Raw genomic sequence first — 16621 nt, forward strand, 5'->3', positions numbered from 1 at the left:
CACGGTCGTCAGGCACCGGTCATCAGACACGGGTCGTGAGGCACGGTCGCCAGGCACCGGTCGTCAAACGCCAGTCGTCAGGCACGGATCGTGAGGCACGGTCGTCAGACACCGGCCGTCAAGCACGGGTCGTCAAGCACCGGTCGTCAAGCGCCAGTCGTCAGACACCGGTCATCAGACACGGGTCGTCAGGCACGGTCGTCAGACAGGAGTCGTCAAACACCGACCGTCAAGCACGGGTCGTGAAGCACCGGTCGTCAGGCACGGGTCGTCAAGCACCGGTCGCCAGGCACGGATCGTGAGGCACGGGTCGTGAGGCAGGCCGTGAAGCACCGACCGTCACGCGCCGGTCCTCGGGCACAGGTCCTCGGGCACGCGTCGTCAGGCACAGGTCCCCGGTCCCCGGCCCTCGGCCACCGGCCGTCAAGCACGCCTCGTCAGGCACAGATCCTCGGCCACCGATCACCGATCACCGGTCCTGGCCAGCAGCAGCACCGCGAGCGCCCCGACCCCCGCCAGCAGGTACCCGGCCCCGGTGAGCCCGCCCAGTGTGCCCAGCACCGCGACGCCCAGGGCGGATCCGGCCTGCCGGATCCCGTTCAGCGCGCCCTGGCTCGTCGCCGCGTACTCCGGCGGCGCCGCGACGGCCACCGCGGCGGCGGCACCCGGGATGGACAGCGTGCCGGCCGCGGCGAGCGCCAGCTCGGCGGCGACGATCAGCGCCAGCGGCGGATGGTGCCCAGCCGCGCAGGCCAGCAGCGCGCCGGCGGCGACCGTGGCGGACATGCCGGTCAGCAGCACGGGACGGGGGCCGTAGCGGGCCACGAGCCGCCCGGTGAAGAACGGCATCACGCACACCGGGAACGCCATGGGCAGCGCGGCCAGTCCGGCCCGCAGCGGGGTCAGGTCGTAGGTGTGCTGGAGCCACACCGCGAGCAGGTACATCCCGCCGAAGTAGGCGAAGCACGACACCGCGGCGGCGACCATCGCGGCCCGCACCCGCGCCAGCGCGAGCAGCGCGGGCGGCAGCACCGGGACGGCGGCCCGGCGCTCCACGACGACGACGGCGCCGAAGCAGACGAGCGCGGCGGCGAGCGGCAGCAGGGCGCGCGGCGCGCCCCAGCCCTCGATCCCGGCCTCGACCAGCCCGAAGGTGAGCAGCCCGAGCCCGGCGGTGGACAGCAGCAGACCCGTCCGGTCCAGGGCGCGCGCGGCCCCGACCGGCGGCGCGGGCAGCCGGCGGGCGAGGAGCAGTGCGGCGAGGGCGAGGGGCGGGTTGACGAGGAACACCAGCCGCCAGCCGCCGAGTTCGACCAGGCCGCCGCCGAGCACGGGGCCGGCCGCGGCGCCGAGTCCGCTGAGCGCGGCCCAGGCGCCGATGGCGCGGGTGCGGCGGCCGGGGTCGGGATACAGGTGGATGAGCAGCGCCAGGGAGGCGGGCACCAGCCCGGCCCCCGCGGCCCCGAGCAGCGCGCGCCCGGCGATCAGGCTGCCCGCGCCGGGCGCGAGCGCGCACGTCACGGACAGTGCGGCGAACAGCCCGAGGGCCGCGGCGTAGACCCGCCGGGCGCCCCAGCGGTCGGCGAAGACCCCGCCGGCCAGCAGCAGCCCGGCGAAGACGACGGTGTAGGCGTCCACGGTCCACGGCAGTGCGGCGGCGCCCGGTCGCAGCGAGGTCTGGATGTCGGGTACGGCGACGTTGAGGATCGAGGTGTCCAGCAGGACGAGCAGGTTCCCGGTGGCGATCCCGGCGAAGGCGAGCCGGGCGGCGCGGCGGGGGGCGCGGCGGGGGGCGGTGGTGGCCGGTGCGGACGGTCCGGCTGATCTGGACATGGGTTCGGCTGTGGTCATGCGGGCAGCGTGTCCCCAGGCGGGCCGATCCTGTGACACCGCAAGTCCGATAGCCCCATCGGAAAGTCCGATGACAACACCCTGGGAGTGCGGGCCCGGCCACGACGGCGCCGCACGGCGCCCCACGGATACCCTTCCCCCGTGGACTCCCGCTACCTCCGCGCCTTCGTCGCCGTCGTCGAGCACGGCGGCATCTCCGCGGCCGCTCAGGCCCTGGGCTACGCCCAGTCGAGCGTGAGCGCCCAACTCAAGCGGCTGGAAGCCGACTTGGGGGTGAGCGTACTGGTGCGGGCGGGCACGGGCGCGGTGCTCACCGAGGCCGGCGGCCGGCTGCTGCCGTACGCGCGCGAGGCGCTGGAGCTGGAGGAGCGGATGCGCCGCGCGGCCCGCGGCGACCGGCCCCGGCTCCGGATCGGCACGCAGGAGTCGCTGGCCCACGCATGGCTGCCCGAGGTGCTGGCCGCGCTGGAGTACGGCGCGGGCGGCGCGGACACCGGCCCGGACGCGGGTGCGGACGTCGTGCTGACGGTGGCGTCACGCGGCACGCTGGAACGGGCCTTCGGCGCGGGCGAGTTGGACCTGGTCTTCGAGTACGACAACGGCGTCCGCTCGGTGCGCCCGCACGCGGTCGTGGGGCACGACCGCACGTTCCTGGTGGCGGCGCCGAGCCATCCGCTGGCCCGGCAGGAGACGGTGACGCCGGAGCAGCTGCTGCCCCACGAGTTCCTGGTGGCCGAACCCGGCTGCACCTCGGAGATGCTGGTGGACCGTGTCGGCGCCGACCTGCTGACGGGCGCCCAACAGACGCTGCTCCAGGGTTCGATGGCCGCTCTGCTGCGCCTTCTCGGCCATGGGCACGGCATCACCCTGCTGCCCGAGCTGACGGTCGCCCGGGAGCTGCGGGAGGGCGAACTGGTCGCGCTGGCGCTGACCGAGCCGCTGCGCCCGGTCAGCATCGTCGCCCAGTGGCACCCCCGGCTGGGCGCGGCCGAGCGCACCGTGCACACCCTGCTCGACCTGGCCCGCCGCGCGGACCCTCTGCCCGAGGTGACCCGGACGGCCCACGCGTCCTGAACCGCCGCCGGTCCGCCCGCCGTCAGTACGGCAGGATCCGCCCGGACGGGGTCCTGCGGTCGATCTCCTGCTCGCGGCGTGGGGCGGCAGGACGCCGGCTGACACGTACCCGGATACGACTGTCCATGACGCCTCCTCAGGTCCGTACGACTCGGCAGTGGATGCCGGTAGGAGGTGCGTGCCCATGACACCGGCGCTTCAAGCCTGAACCGGCCAACTCGTCGCCCGGCCTCGACCACTGCTCGGGTCTGACGGTCGTTCCCCGACGAAGTCGACTTCCGGAGTGAGCCGCACCCCCGTTCTGCGCAGGGCCTGTTCCTGGACGATGTCGATGGCCCGGGTGAATTCGGCTGCGCTCGCCCCTTCGTCGGCGACCAGGGTGTAGTGCAGCGACGAGATGCGTACGCCCTCGACGATCGGGGCGCCGAGTTCGAAGCCGGCCTGGCGGATGAGCCAGCTGGCGCTGACCCGGGTCGAGCCATCGGGGAACTCGTTGACCGGCGCGTTGCGGGCGCGCAGGCGCTCCGCCTGGACCGGGGTGATCTCGGGACTGAGGAACACACTGCCGACCGACCGCCGGTCGGTGTCACAGCAGCCCAGCACCATGCCCTTGCTCCTGCGGACGACGAGCACCGCCCCGGCGGCCTCGGACAGGGGGACCCGGCTGCCCACCGGGACATCGAGTTCCGTGGCGACCAGGCGATAGGTGACGGGGGCGCTCAACTCCGAGCGCCGCAGGCCGAAGACCAGCTTCAGCAGGGTCCAGCGACGGGAGCCCTTGAAGACGCTGGTGCGGTGGCCCAGCCCGCAGGCCGCCGCCTCCATGGTGACGCTGCGCCCCAACGCCCAGTCCCAGGCGGTCACTTCGACCAGGGTGTCGGAGATCTCCTGTCCGTAGGCGCCGACGTTCTGGACCGGCGTGGCGCCCGTCGTCCCGGGGATGCCCACGAGCATCTCCATACCGCTCAGGCCCTCGTCGATGGTGGTGGCGACGAGGTCGACGAGCGGATGACCGGCCTGGACCTCGATCAGCGTACGGCCGTCGGCGGTCTCTCCCGCCCACCGCACGCCCCGGGTGTTCATCCGCATCACGGCGGACGCGCAGCCCAGGTCGCTGACCAGGACATTGCTGCCGGCCCCCAGGCATACCGGTTCGTCGTCATAGGTGCCGGCGAGCTCGACGAAGGAGGGGAAGTCCGCCGCATCGTGCAGATCGACGAAGGCCGCTGCCGGGCCTCCGATGCCCAGTGTCGTCATCGGGGCGAGCGGTGCGCCGTGGGTGACTCGCATGTCCGTGGTGTTCTCCTTGGTGCCGGGGTACGACGGGCAACTCGTGGCCGGGTCCCGGCTCCCGGCCGACTCTGTCAGCTTGCCGACACCTGGGGACGGGCGCTCAGGAGATCGCCTGCCCGCTGCACGACGTCGCGTGCCGCCCGGTTGTCGTAGCGCTGGAACCTGTGCCGGAGGGCCGTCAGGCGAGTCCGGGCGCGCCCGGAGGTGGCCTGTCCGGCGAGGGACAGGGCGTCATGGGCGGCTTCCGCCGCGCCGTCCACGACGTGCCGGGACAGCCGGGCCTCGGCCAGTGAGGTGTGGTGCAGCAGCCGGTTCAGCGGCTGGCTCTCCCCGAGCAGTTCGATGCCGTGTGCCAGATGCTGCTCCGCCTGGTGGGGGCGGCCCAGTTCCAGCCAGGCCCGGCCGGCGTCGGCCACCATGACGGCCGGGGTCAGCCAGTAGGCCCAGGGGGCGTCGGCCGGCGGCTCACCGTGCCGGCTGAGCTCGGCCGCCGCGTCCATGGCCAGCCGGCAGCCGGTCTCGTCGCCGAGACTCGCATGGGCCCGTGCCTCACGGGTGGCCAGCAACGCCGCGCCGATGCCCATGTCCTCCACAGCCGAACCCTTGCGTGCGATGCGGATCAGACGCAGCGCCTCCTCGCCCCGGCCTTCCCATGTGGCGTGGTAGCTCATGCAGGAAATGATGTACGCGGCCAGGGCACGGTCGCCCGCAGTGTGCGTGGCGTGCAACGCGGTCACGAAACAGCTCCGGCTGCGCCTGGTCATCCCCAGGTCCGCGGCCAGCCATCCGGCGAGCTGGCCCAGCTCGGCGATGCCGCGGTGCAGCCGTACGCCGGTCTCCGCGTCGTAACAGCACTCCGTGGCCAGTCTTCTGGCCCATTGGAAGTCCTGGAGCGCCCACTCCAGCACCAGCGGAGTGCCGCGGAAGGCGTCGTCCAGCGCGCGCAGCTGACGGATCCTGGTGGTCAGCAGGTCGACGGCGACGGCGGGGAGTTCGTCGCCGTGAAGCCGCGAGGGCGCGTCTGCTTCGCCGGCCACCAGCCAGTCCACCGCGGCGGCGATCAGGTCGGGCCCGGGCTCCGCAGCGCCGCTCGTGCCCGGGGCCCGGAAGCCGGTGGCCTGCGCCGCCGGATCCTGGGCCGCCGTGAAGTGCTGAGGCCACAGCGCTTCGACGGTGATGGGTTCGCGGAGCCGATCGGACAGGATCTGCGCGACCAGGTAGGGGAGCCGGCGCCGGGGGCGTGCGCCCTTGAGCCAGTTGTAGGGGGCCTTGCTGCTGATGGTTCCGGTGCCGTACTTCTTGTTGATCTCGTTGGCCAGCTGCTCCGGCGACCACGCCAATCGCATCAGGCACGTAGCCAGCAGTGACTTCTCGTTCATCGGGGAACCTCGACCTCCCCTGCTAGCACTTCCCTGGCCGCATGGCACGAAATCTGTGACGGCGAACACATCTCTTGCGGAGTGTGTGCAGGTGCCCATCATGTGCGATGAAGCAGCCCGGCGTGGAGATGCGGGCCGTCCGGGGCCGTCGTACGCAGCACGTACCGGTAGAGGAGTACGCCCACGGCCAGCACCGCGACCGCGAACAGGAAGGGCGCATGGAACGTTCCGGTCGCCTGGGCCAGCCACCCGGTGAACATCACCCCGAAGCCGGTGGCCGCCGTGTTGGCGAAGTTCATCAGGCCGCTGACCGCCCCCACGGTGCCGGGTGCCGCCAGCAGGCCCGGCAGGCTCCACGCCACAGGGGCCGCGATGGCCAGCCCGGAGAGTGAGATCGACATCCAGCACACGGCCTCGGCCGCCGAATCGGCGGTCCCGGACGCCCCGATCGTGGCGCCGAGCGTCAGTCCCGCGGTCAGCACGTTCCTGCGGATCCGCATCGGGTCATGGCCCCGGCGCACCAGCCGGTCCACCAGCCAGCCGCCGACCGCGAGTTCGGCCACGGTCGCCACCGCCCAGGGGATCATCGAGTAGATGCCGGAGTTGAGCAGCCGGAGGCCGAACTCCCGCTGGAAGAACTCGGGCATCCAGGTGACCACCACGTTGATCGTGTAGCCGTAGCAGGCGAAGGCGAGGGCCACGACCCAGTTCCTTCCGGTGCACAGCACGGAGCGGAGCTGCCCGGCATGCCCCCGGTCGGTGTCCCGCGCCCCGCCGTCGAGGATGAACTCCCGTTCGCTGTCGCGCAGCAGGGGATGCTCGGACGGGTCCCGGTAGCCCCACCACCACAGAGCCGAGAACACCAGGCTGAGTGCCGCGCTGAACAGGAACCCGGCCCGCCAGCCCCACTCACTCATCACGAACGCCAGCACCGGGAACGCCACCATGTTGGCGAACTTGGTGGCGCCGTCGAACACCGCCGTCGCCATGCCGCGTTCGCCGAGCGGAAACCACGCGGCGGTCGCCTTGGACGCGGAGACCATGGCCGGCCCCTCGGCCACGCCCAGCAGCAGACGTGCCGCGACGAGAGGACCGAGTCCGCCGGCGACCGCGGTCAGCAGGCTGGCGACGGCCCACAGGGCGGACCCGATGCGGGTGAGCCAGGAGACGCCGAAGATGTCCACCAGGGCGCCGGCCGGCAGCTGGACCAGACAGTACGACCACGTGAACGCGGCGAGCACGACGCCGAGTCGACTCAGATCGAGGCCGAATTCATGAGCCAGGGGCGAACTGGCCACGGATAAGGCCGTCCGGTCGACGAAGTTGACGACTATTCCTCCGGCGAGCAGCCCGCCGATGGCCCAGCGGGTGCGTCCAGGGTGCTTCACAGAAGTGGGTCGCCTTTCACGAAAGGGGGGCCGCACGCGTGCGGTGCCGAACTGACCAGACTGACCAAGCTGACCCGCGTGATCACTTCATGCGGCATCACCGGTGTGGTGCAGTGAGATCCACCGTATGCCGCCTGCGGGGAGGAACCGCCCGTGCCCGACGTGTTCACCGGCGGTACAGCGCATCCCGACGACGGACAAGAGGCACCGCTGCGAAACGGAATGGGTGCCCGTGCGGTCACGTCCTGTCGTCGCGATCGTCGTCCACCGGCCCATGAGCCGGTACCCCTCACATCCCGTCCGCGCACTCGCGTGTCCGGGCGGGGCCTTCCATCGTTCCTTGTCATCGATGATGTGCACTTCTGGAGGCATTGATGTCCGAAATATCGGATCAAGGACAGGTGTCGAGCTTTGACATCGAGATAGATTCCCTGCTGCCGGCCGATTCGCCGCGCTTCACCCTCGACCACGCACATGTACGAGCACTGGCGGAAAGCGAGGCGGAGTTCCCGCCGATACTGGTGCACAGGGCGACATTACGTGTCATCGACGGCATGCACCGGTTGCGGGCCACGGCACTGCGCAACCGACGCACCATCAGCGCGCGCTGGTTCGAGGGGGACGAGCAGGCTGCCTTCCTGCGCGCCGTGGAGTGCAACATGCGCCACGGACTTCCGCTCTCGCGCGACGAACGGAAGCAGGCCGCGCTGCGGATCTTACGCACGCATCCCGACCGGTCCGACCGGAGCATCGCCGAGATGACCGGCTGGAACGCCACCGGAGTGGGGGCGTTGCGTCGCGACACAGCCGACCCGGGTGCACGGCCGGAGACACGCGTCGGCCGTGACGGCCGGGTCCGGCCGTCGAACACCGCCGAGGGACGCCGCATGGCCGCGGAGGTGATCAGCCGGAACCCGGAGGCCTCGCTGCGGGAGATTGCACGGCAGGCCGGGATCTCGGTGGGAACCGCACGGGATGTACGCCGGCGACTGGCCGAGGGCCAGGAGGCGATTCCGGCCGGCCGGTGCTCGGGCGGACCCGCAGGCACCACGCCGGCAAGCACGGACGAAGACCGTACGAGGCTGGGACGCGCACCCGATCTCGCCCATCGCATCACCCTCTTCGACGGTCTCCGCAACGATCCCTCACTGCGGCTCAACGAGAACGGAAGGCTCGTCCTGCACCGCCTGCGCACGCAACTGCGGACCACCGAAGAATGGAAGCGCCTCGCCCCCACCGTCCCCCTGCACGGGCGGAACGCCGTGGCGGACATCCTGTCCGCCTGTGCGAACGACCTCAGGGAAATGGCCCGGGAACTGCGTTGCACCGAGGATTCGCTGGCCGGCTAGCCCCGCCCGTACACGGTGTCGCGCCGGACCCGCCCCTGAGCGAAGGCGGAGACCCCGTAGGAGACGGCGGTGACGACGAGACGGCGGCCGACCCGCCACCTCCCCTCGAACGCGTGGAGCGGTCGCCCCTCGTCGTCGTGTCCGGTCCGCAGCAGGCGGGCACGGAACGTCTGCCGGTACGGCTCCAGAACCACCTCCGCCTCGCGGAAGTCCAGCCAGGTCCGGGTGAGGGGGAACCAGGTCTTGTACACGGATTCCTTGGCGCTGAAGAACAGCCGGTCCCAGTGCAGAGCGGGATGGGCCTGGCGCAACGCCTCCAGGTGGTCCCGCTCGCGCGGTGAGGCGATGCGGCCGAGAAGGCCCGGCGGCAGGGGCATATGGGGTTCAGCGTCGATGCCCAGAGCCGCGATGTCGATCCGCCGGGACACGACGGCGGCCCGATAGCCGTCGCAGTGGGTCATCGAGCCCACCACCCCCTCCGGCCACGTCGGCGCACCCCGCTTCCCCGGGATCATCGGTCCGGCCGGTCGGCCGAGGGCGGTGAGGGCGACGCGGGCACAGTGACGCACGGTGGCGAACTCCCTGCGTCTGCGCTCGATCGCGCCACTCAACGCGGCGGCCTCCTCCGGAAAGAGCCAGGCGTCGGGGACATCACCGAACGCCTCAGCGCTCAAGGCCGCCCGGGGCAGGAGCCCTGTCAGGAGGGTGGTGTTCATCGCTTCGCCTCCGACGGCTTCGCGCCCACGGGCTCGGCGAGCTGTGTGTGCTTCGGCCCCTCGGTCCACTCCTCGGCCCGCTCTCGCAGATCCGCGTCGATCATCCGGCTCGGATAGGACCGGCGCAACAGCGGTGCGGTCATGGCGGTGGTGACGAGGGCCATGACCACCATCAGTGAGTACAAGTCCGTGTCGAGCAGCCCCAGTTGCAGGCCGACACCGAGGATGATCAGTTCGGTGAGGCCGCGGGTGTTCATGAGGATGCTCAGCGTCACGGCTGATCGCTCGGCCTGACCGGCGACGCGTGCTCCCAGGTAGGCGCCCCCGAACTTGCCACCGACCGCCACGAGGAGGATCAGACCCAGTTCGCCGAGTCCGTCGCCCCCCACGGCGGTCAGGTCCACCTTCAGCCCTGCCACCGCGAAGTACGTCGGCAGCAGCATCCAGGTGATCGTCTCGAACCGGCCCTTGATCGCCACGCGCAGCCTTTCCGTTCCGTGGCGTGGCACGATCGCGCCGGCAAGGAACGCACCGAAGATGAAGTGCAGACCGAACCACTCGGTCAGCGCGCCGGAGACAAGCAGCAGTGCCGTCAGGACGCCGAGCGATCCGGCTCCGATCCCCTCCTCCCCAGCCCCACGTCCGAGGTCTTCCCGGCCTCGCACCGGAGCGGCCAAGAGCCGGCCGAGCAGCGGCCGTACCACCCCCACCATGGCCAGGGCATACGGCACGACCAGCAGAACCCGCCAGGAATTCTGGCTTCCGGTGAAGGTGAGTACGGCCGCGAGCAAGAGCCAGGCGATCACATCCCCGACGGCCGCGCTCGCCATCGCCAGCGCGCCGACCCGGGTGTGCTGGATGCCCCGGTCGGTGAGGATGCGGGCCAGCACCGGGAACGCCGTGATGGACATGGCCGCGCCGATGAACAGCAGGAAGCCGGGCCGGTGTCCGACCGCGTGGTCGTTCCACAGGTACAGCGCGAGCAGGACACCGAGTCCGAACGCGCAGACGATCGACCCGACGGCCACCCCGGCCGCGGCACGCCCGTTCCCGCGCAGCATCCGGTAGTCGAGTTCGAGGCCGACGAGGAACATGAAGAGCGCGACCCCGAGGTTGCCGAGCGTGGTGAGCATGGGCCGGACGTCCAGGGGTAAGAGCGTTTCCGACAGGGCGCCGTGAAACAGGGTCGGACCGAGCAGGATGCCGGCGAGGAACTCGCCGACGACCGCCGGCTGGCCGCACCGCCGCGCGAGACGCCCGAGCGCATGCGCAAGCACGAGTATCAAGGCCGAACCGACCATGATCATGGCTGTTTGGTGGGTGGTCATGAGCACTCCTCAAGGGGTGACTATTCGTTAGACACGGCGATCCGGGCGTTGCTATGTTGGGAAACATGTCCAGTCCTGAGGCGGAAAGAAGCCGGCCACCGGTGATCCGGTGGCTGATCGCGTAACTCTCTGACGCCCCTGCCTTCTTCGGCGTAGCAGCCGAGCAGCGCGTCGCGCATCCGCCACGGATCAACCGCATCGCGGGACAGCGCCCGGAGGTCTCTCCCGGCCGTCTCCCACGCAGCGCATGGCCCTTCTGCCCATGCGTTGCGTCCTCCTGATCTGCGATGTAGTTGGAGCTTCTTCATGCCTTTCGCCATCTACGTTCTAGGGCTGGCCGTCTTCGCCCAGGGAACGTCGGAATTCATGCTGTCCGGTCTGGTGCCGGACATCGCCGCCGATCTCGGTGTGTCCATTCCTGCCGTCGGCTCGCTCACCTCGGCCTTCGCCGTCGGCATGATCGTCGGCGCGCCACTGGTCGCGATGCTGAGCTTGCGCTGGCCGCGCCGCCGGGCACTGCTCGCCTTCCTCATCACCTTCCTTCTCGCGCACGTCGTCGGCGCCCTCACCGACAGCTTCGAGATCCTTCTCGTCACACGGGTGATTGCCGCGCTGGCCAACGCCGGCTTCCTCGCAGTCGGCCTCGCGACCGCGGCGAGCATGGCCGGTCCGCAGGCCAAAGGCCGGGCGACGTCGGTACTGCTGAGCGGCGTGACCCTCGCCTGCGTCGCCGGTGTGCCGCTCGGCGCCGTACTGAGTGAGTTCTGGGGCTGGCGCTCGGCGTTCTGGGGCGTCGCGCTCATCTCCGCGCCCGCCGTCTTCGCGATCCTGCGGTCCGTGCCGGCGACACCCGTCGACCCCGACGCTCCGAGCGTCCGCCACGAGTTGCGGGCGCTGCGCACGCCTCGGCTGGTTCTGACGCTGGTGCTCGGTGCGCTGGTCAACGGAGCGACGTTCTGCTCGTTCACGTACCTCACACCCGTCATCACGCATGTCACGGGTCTGAGCACCGGGTGGGTGCCCGCCACGCTGGCGCTGTTCGGCATCGGATCCTTCGTCGGGGTCAACGTGGGCGGCCGACTCGCGGACAGCCGGCCCGGCCAGGTGCTGGCGGTCGGTGGCGTGGCGCTGCTGGCGGGCTGGCTGGTGTTCGCCCTCACCGCCGGCAGCACGGCCGTGGCCCTGGTCCTCGTGTTCGTCCAGGGGGTGCTCTCGTTCGGGGTGGGCTCCACCCTGATCGCGCAGTCCCTCTACACGGCCTCGGACGCTCCCACACTGGCCGGCGGCTTCGCCACCGCCGCGATGAACGTAGGAGCGGCTGCCGGTCCGGCCCTGGGCGGTGTCGCCCTGAGCGCGGACTTCGGCTTCCGTGCGCCCCTGGTGGTGAGCGCCGCGCTCGTGGCCGCCGCGATGGTGCTCGGCGGCGTGGCCCGGGCGGTCGGCAGTGGCAGCGGCGCCACGAGCCGTCCGGCGGAGCGTCCGCTGGAGGCCCGTTCGTAACCGTGGTGCGTGGCTCCCGGTGGCCCGTCCTCCGCGCAGGGGGACGGGCCACCAGCCCTGACCGCGGACGGCGCTAAGCGCTCCGCTGGACGTGCCGCACTGTGCCGTCGGTCATCTGCGGGCCCGTCGTGGCTGGTCACGCCCACGCGGCGGAGCCGCATACCGATGGAGCCCCGCGCCCCTTCGGGGCGCCGCCGAACCGCACCGGACTTCGCCGGACCCGCTTAGAGCAGCGCGAGGAAATGGGAGACCATCTCCGCCGACTGCTCAGGGTTCAGACGCGGGTCGCAGGTGGACCGGTAGTCCGTGAACCGCGGCTCCTCCTCGCGCTCCGACACACACTCCGTGACCGGGTCCGGGGTCATCTCCAGGTGGAGGCCGGCAGGCCACTGCCCCTGTTCCTGCAGCACACGGGTGAATGAGGTGATCTCGGACCGCATCGGTTCCATCAACCTGGTCTTGTGCCCGGACAATCGCACACCGTTGCCGTGCATGGGGTCGCAGAGCCAGACGACCGGTGCGCCATGGCGGGCCACCGCGTCGACGACGCGTGGCAGGAGCCGGTCCACGTCCTTCGCACCGAAGCGGACGATGAAGGTCAGTCGCCCGGGTACGCGCTCCGGGTTCAGCGTCCGGCTCAGGGCTACGGCGTCCTCGGGCGACACCGTCGGCCCCAGCTTCACTCCGACGGGGTTGTGTACGGCCTGCGCGAGAGCGACGTGGGCGCCGTCGGGCCGGCGCGTCCGCTCGCCGATCCAGCCGAAGTGGGCGGATCCGCTGTACGCACCACGCGCGCCTTCCCGCACCAGGGGCCGTTCATAGGGCAGGAGCAGCAGTTCGTGCGAGGTGTACACCCGTTCCAGGATCGGCCGTCCCGACCAGGAGCGGCGGAGCTCGTCGAGGACGAGCCGCGAGCATTCGTATGCGGTGAGGAGCCGACGTGGTTCCGGGGTCCGCGCAACCGGGTCGAACTCTGGGTCGTTCACGGCATCGCCGCAGTAGCTGGGCATCTGACGGCCCGAGTCCTCCGCCTCGAACGGCGAGGACCGCGGTTTGCCGTACTGGCCGGCGATCCTGCTGACGGCCACGGTGGGCGAGCGGCTGCCCGCCCGCATGATCGCGGCGAGCCCCTGCAGGTTGTCCACCTTCTGCCGGACCAGTTCCGGTACGGCCTCGTGGAAGCGCTCGGCGCAGTCACCGCCCTGGATGAGGAGAGCCGAGCCGCGAGCGACCAGTTCCATCCCGCGCATCAGGTCGACGACCTCGTCCTCGCTGGTGAGTGCGGGCAGTGCGGCCAGCTCCCGTTCCACGTCGTCGAGGGCTGCCTCGTCCGGCCAGTACGGCTGCTGCGCCGCCGGCCGCCGGGCCAGGGAGGTGTGCGTCGTGGTCGCGTGCATCATGGTCTCCCTCATCGTCGGTCGCCGACTTCCCGGTCCATCACCGCATCCTCGACGCGGCACATCTCGGCGATGATCGCGTCGTAGAGGTTCACCAGGAACGTCTCGTCGAGGCCGTGGTCGACCGCGTAGCGCGCAGCCCGCTCTTTGACCAGGTGGACGCGGCCGGGCTGCATCATCGGCACGCCGTGCCGGGACTTGTACCGGGCGATGCGCACGCCGCAGCCGATGCGGCGGCGCAGGGTGTCCAGGAGCGTCCCGTCGAGGAGGTCGAGCTCCGCGCGCAGCCGGTGCAACTCGTCCTGCTCAGTCATCGGTCTGTCTCGCCTTCGTCGTTCGTGTGGTGGATGGTGCGGAACAGCTCATGGCATCGGTCCTGGTAGGGACCGAGCTCGGGGCTCATGAGCCGTCGGAGCTCCCCGAAGGCCGCGTCGAGACCCTCGACTCTCCGATGGCCACCGTCGCTGTCACCGAGGCCGTCACCGTCGGCGTCACCGATGAGTGAGTCGAAGGCGCGCAGTGCGTCGGCGAGCGCGCGGCGCGCGGTGGCTGCGTGGGGATTGGACCGCTGGATGTCCCCGTACACATCGGCGCTGCCGCCGAGCACCCGGGCCAGCAGGGTGAGCAGCGTGAGATGGGGTGGCGGTGCTGTCGCCGTCAGTGTGCGAACGTCCACTCCCAGACGGGCGAGGGCGAGGCCGAACGACACGATCACGGCGTGGGTCAAGGCCTGGGTGGTGGCGGCGGTCCGGTCGTGTTCCTCCGCCGTGAGCCGGACGGGCCGGCCGTTCCGACGTTCGATCAGCCGCAGGAGGGCGGTCACTCCGGGCCCGTCCCGGGTGATCACGGCGGCGACGGGCCGGCCGGCCATGCCGGCGGCCGGAGCGAACATGGGGTTGAGACCGACATGCTCGATGCCGGGAGCCCGGGTCGCGAGTTCCTCGGCCATGGCCGTCCTGACGGACAGCGTGTCCGCGAGCAGCGCGCCCGGTCGCATGAGCCGGGTCACCGGCGCGACGGCCTTGAGGGCCACCGCCTCGTGGACGGCGAGTACGACGAGGTCCGCGCCGGCGACGGCTGCGGACAGCTCCGGCCCGGGAGCGGTGATGTCGGCCACGAGGCAGGAGGTGCGTTCCTCGGGAGGCGGCGCGATGTCCACGACGAGCGTCTGGCTGCCCGCCTCCCGAAGCAGGTCGGCGAACATGCCGCCCACCGCTCCGCACCCGCCGACGACGATGCTGCGCCCGAAGCCGCTCATCACGCACCCCCTGGGGTGGTGCCGTCGAGGGCGGACAGCATGGCGCGCGCCTTCACCACGGTCTCGGTGAACTCCTCCTCCTGGTCGGAGAGGGCCACGATCGCCCCGCCGACGCCGAACTCCGCCCGGCCCCCGGCGAGCACGATGGTGCGGATGACGATGCTGAGGTCGGCGGCGCCGCTCAGGGAGAACCAGCCCAGTGCGCCGGAGTAGACGCCCCGGGGTCCTTCCTCCAGCCGGTCGATGATTTCCATGGTGCGTTTCTTGGGCGCACCGGTCATGGAGCCACCGGGGAAGGCCGCGCGTACGCAGGCGGCGGCGCTCGTACCGGGCCGCAGCCTGCCTCGGATCGTCGACACCAGCTGGTGCACGGGCGCGTAGGTCTCCACCTCGAAGAGACGGGGTACGTGGACCGAGCCGATCGCGCAGACGCTGTTGAGGTCGTTGCGCACCAGGTCGACGATCATCAGGTTCTCGGCCCGGTCCTTCTCCCGGCCGGCCAGGTCCGCCCGGAGCCGCTCGTCCTCCTCCGCCGTGCCGCCCCGGGGCCGGGTCCCCTTGATGGGCTTGGACTCGACACCGCCGTCCGCGCCGATCGTGAGGAACCGCTCGGGCGAGGCGCTGAGCACCGAGAGCTCCGGGAATTCGAGCAGAGCGCCGTAGGGGACCGGGCTGATCGCGCGCAGCGCGGAGTAGAGCGGCAGGGCCGTCGCCTCCGTCGGTGCCGTGACCATGTTGGTCAGGCAGATCTCGTACGATTCGCCGGTGCGTATTTCCTCGAGGCACTCGTCAATGCGCTTGAGGTACGCGTCCTTGTCGTGGCGGGCCTGCACGGCGGGCCCGAAGTCCGCCGGTGTCTCGGCGGTACCGAATGCCGGGGCGTGAGTGCGCTGTGCAGGGATGCGGTCGGCGAGTTCGGTGAGGCGGTCGGCCATGTCCCGCAGCCAGGCCCGCGCCCCGTTGTCCTCGCCCCGGCGGTCGAGGGCCAGGAGGTAGCAGCAGCCGTCCTGGTGGTCGAGCGCGATCAGCCGGTCGGTGAAGAGGAGTGCGGCGTCCGGGTGCGGGGATCGGTGGGTCGGTTCGCCGATGGTCTCCGCCTTCAGCTCGTAGCCGAGATAGCCGACGTAGCCGAGGTTGAATTCGAACGGCAGACCGGGCGGTGTGGGAATGCGCCGACGGTCGAGCTGCTCCTCCAGGTAGGTGAAGAAGGACTGCTGGGTCCGCGTCGTCCTGCCGTCGGAGTGACGCACCGACACCACACGGTCGGCGACCCGGTAGGTGACGTACTCGGCGAGCGGGCCGCGGTCGTCGCCGAGGAACGAGAAACGTGTGGCGCCCGGGAGGACGGCACTGCTGTCCAGCCAGAATGCGGTGCCGGTGGGGGAAAGGCAGGTCCGGCGAGCCTCCTCGGCGTCCGGCAGCACGTCGACGCGCCGCACGTGCACCTCGTAGGGGGCGGCCCGTTCGCTCCGCCGTGCGCGGTGGTGGGCGAGGGCCAGGTCGCGGAAGTTGGCCAGGATCTCCCGGCCGAAGTGGCTGCCGATCGACTCCGGATGGAACTGGACGCCCCAGAGGGGCTTCTCGCGGTGCCGCAGCCCCATGACGACACCGTCGTCGCTCCAGGCGAGGGGCTCCAACTCGTCGGGGAGGTCGTCGGCGGCCAGGGAGTGGTAGCGGACGGCGGCGAACGGGGAGGGCAGGCCTGTGAAGATGTCCTCGCCGGTGTGCCGTACCTCCGAGACGCGGCCGTGCATCGGCTCCGGTGCGAGCCCGACGGCTGCACCGAAGAGCTGGGCGATGCCCTGGTGGCCGAGGCAGACGCCGAGGACGGGCAGACCGCTGTCCGTGATCGCCTGTCGGCTGATCCCGAAGTCCCTGGGCCGGTCTGGGCTGCCGGGCCCCGGCGACACGACGATCGCGTCGAAGTCCTCGACGGACAGCCGCGACCAGTCGGCGTCGTTGGGCACGACGACGGGCGGCTGACCGGTCGCCTCGCCGATGTACTGGAACAGGTTGTAGGTGAATGAGTCGTAGTTGTCGATCAGGAGCGTGCGCATGGTGGGGCACCTTGTCTCGAGGGCTCATCGG

13 protein-coding genes are annotated in these 16621 nt (G+C 71.1%); 3 read left to right on the forward strand and 10 right to left on the reverse strand.

What is annotated here, in order from left to right:
• Positions 1-462: 462 nt before the first annotated feature.
• The gene (locus BIV25_RS02595) at positions 463-1851 is read right to left on the reverse strand and encodes an MFS transporter (protein ID WP_256255532.1); all 1389 of its coding nucleotides are present in this window, start codon (positions 1849-1851) and stop codon (positions 463-465) included.
• 141 nt (positions 1852-1992) lie between these two features.
• On the opposite strand from BIV25_RS02595, the gene BIV25_RS02600 reads away from it, so the two are divergent.
• Complete coding sequence (locus BIV25_RS02600; RefSeq protein ID WP_071370431.1) at positions 1993-2925, forward strand: LysR family transcriptional regulator; 933 nt, start codon at positions 1993-1995, stop codon at positions 2923-2925.
• A gap of 198 nt (positions 2926-3123) precedes the next feature.
• Here the strand turns inward: BIV25_RS02600 and BIV25_RS02605 are convergent, their stop codons facing one another.
• The 3 genes from BIV25_RS02605 to BIV25_RS02615 form a co-directional block, all read right to left on the reverse strand.
• Entirely contained in the window at positions 3124-4293 is a 1170-nt protein-coding gene (locus BIV25_RS02605; protein WP_256255557.1) for a UDP-N-acetylmuramate dehydrogenase, read from the reverse strand.
• Entirely contained in the window at positions 4290-5597 is a 1308-nt protein-coding gene (locus tag BIV25_RS02610; RefSeq protein ID WP_071370433.1) for a hypothetical protein, read from the reverse strand. The genes BIV25_RS02605 and BIV25_RS02610 overlap by 4 nt, the downstream gene beginning before the upstream one ends.
• Positions 5598-5695: 98 nt before the next feature.
• A complete protein-coding gene (locus tag BIV25_RS02615) occupies positions 5696-6985 on the reverse strand; it encodes an MFS transporter (RefSeq protein WP_071370434.1) in 1290 nt (429 codons plus the stop codon).
• Between the two features lie 401 nt (positions 6986-7386).
• On the opposite strand from BIV25_RS02615, the gene BIV25_RS02620 reads away from it, so the two are divergent.
• Entirely contained in the window at positions 7387-8334 is a 948-nt protein-coding gene (locus BIV25_RS02620; RefSeq protein ID WP_256255533.1) for a ParB/RepB/Spo0J family partition protein, read from the forward strand.
• Here the strand turns inward: BIV25_RS02620 and BIV25_RS02625 are convergent.
• The gene (locus BIV25_RS02625; protein ID WP_071370436.1) at positions 8331-9050 is read right to left on the reverse strand and encodes a 4'-phosphopantetheinyl transferase; all 720 of its coding nucleotides are present in this window, start codon (positions 9048-9050) and stop codon (positions 8331-8333) included. The two genes, BIV25_RS02620 and BIV25_RS02625, sit on opposite strands and share 4 nt — an antisense overlap.
• Entirely contained in the window at positions 9047-10378 is a 1332-nt protein-coding gene (locus tag BIV25_RS02630; RefSeq protein WP_071370437.1) for a cation:proton antiporter, read from the reverse strand. The genes BIV25_RS02625 and BIV25_RS02630 overlap by 4 nt, the downstream gene beginning before the upstream one ends.
• A gap of 306 nt (positions 10379-10684) precedes the next feature.
• Between BIV25_RS02630 and BIV25_RS02635 the strand changes: the two genes are divergently transcribed.
• Positions 10685-11878, forward strand: coding sequence for a Cmx/CmrA family chloramphenicol efflux MFS transporter (locus tag BIV25_RS02635; protein ID WP_071370438.1), 1194 nt, complete (start codon positions 10685-10687; stop codon positions 11876-11878).
• A 224-nt stretch (positions 11879-12102) separates the two neighbouring features.
• Here BIV25_RS02635 and BIV25_RS02640 read toward each other — a convergent pair whose 3' ends face one another.
• From BIV25_RS02640 to pabB, 4 genes are read right to left on the reverse strand one after another with little or no spacing between them, the layout of a single operon-like run.
• Positions 12103-13278, reverse strand: a complete 1176-nt coding sequence (locus BIV25_RS02640; protein WP_256255534.1) for a 3-deoxy-7-phosphoheptulonate synthase — start codon at positions 13276-13278, stop codon at positions 12103-12105.
• An 8-nt stretch (positions 13279-13286) separates the two neighbouring features.
• Complete coding sequence (cmlD, locus tag BIV25_RS02645) at positions 13287-13589, reverse strand: 4-amino-4-deoxychorismate mutase CmlD (RefSeq protein WP_071370439.1); 303 nt, start codon at positions 13587-13589, stop codon at positions 13287-13289.
• Positions 13586-14533, reverse strand: a complete 948-nt coding sequence (locus tag BIV25_RS02650) for a prephenate dehydrogenase dimerization domain-containing protein (protein WP_071370440.1) — start codon at positions 14531-14533, stop codon at positions 13586-13588. Before BIV25_RS02650 ends, cmlD begins: the two co-directional genes overlap by 4 nt.
• Positions 14533-16590 (reverse strand): aminodeoxychorismate synthase component I, encoded by a 2058-nt coding sequence (gene pabB / locus BIV25_RS02655; protein WP_071370441.1) that lies wholly within the window; start codon positions 16588-16590, stop codon positions 14533-14535. Before pabB ends, BIV25_RS02650 begins: the two co-directional genes overlap by 1 nt.
• Positions 16591-16621 lie beyond the last annotated feature (31 nt).

Origin of the sequence: Streptomyces sp. MUSC 14 (assembly GCF_001866675.1) — a bacterium.
Taxonomy (GTDB): Bacteria; Actinomycetota; Actinomycetes; order Streptomycetales; family Streptomycetaceae; genus Streptomyces.

Coding starts and splice junctions, on each gene's coding strand:
- BIV25_RS02625 (WP_071370436.1), bottom strand. CDS start 9,050: ATGAACACCACCCTCCTGACAGGGCTCCTGCCCCGGGCGGCCTTGAGC.
- BIV25_RS02635 (WP_071370438.1), top strand. CDS start 10,685: ATGCCTTTCGCCATCTACGTTCTAGGGCTGGCCGTCTTCGCCCAGGGA.
- cmlD (WP_071370439.1), bottom strand. CDS start 13,589: ATGACTGAGCAGGACGAGTTGCACCGGCTGCGCGCGGAGCTCGACCTC.
- BIV25_RS02630 (WP_071370437.1), bottom strand. CDS start 10,378: ATGACCACCCACCAAACAGCCATGATCATGGTCGGTTCGGCCTTGATA.
- BIV25_RS02595 (WP_256255532.1), bottom strand. CDS start 1,851: ATGACCACAGCCGAACCCATGTCCAGATCAGCCGGACCGTCCGCACCG.
- BIV25_RS02610 (WP_071370433.1), bottom strand. CDS start 5,597: ATGAACGAGAAGTCACTGCTGGCTACGTGCCTGATGCGATTGGCGTGG.
- pabB (WP_071370441.1), bottom strand. CDS start 16,590: ATGCGCACGCTCCTGATCGACAACTACGACTCATTCACCTACAACCTG.
- BIV25_RS02640 (WP_256255534.1), bottom strand. CDS start 13,278: ATGATGCACGCGACCACGACGCACACCTCCCTGGCCCGGCGGCCGGCG.
- BIV25_RS02650 (WP_071370440.1), bottom strand. CDS start 14,533: ATGAGCGGCTTCGGGCGCAGCATCGTCGTCGGCGGGTGCGGAGCGGTG.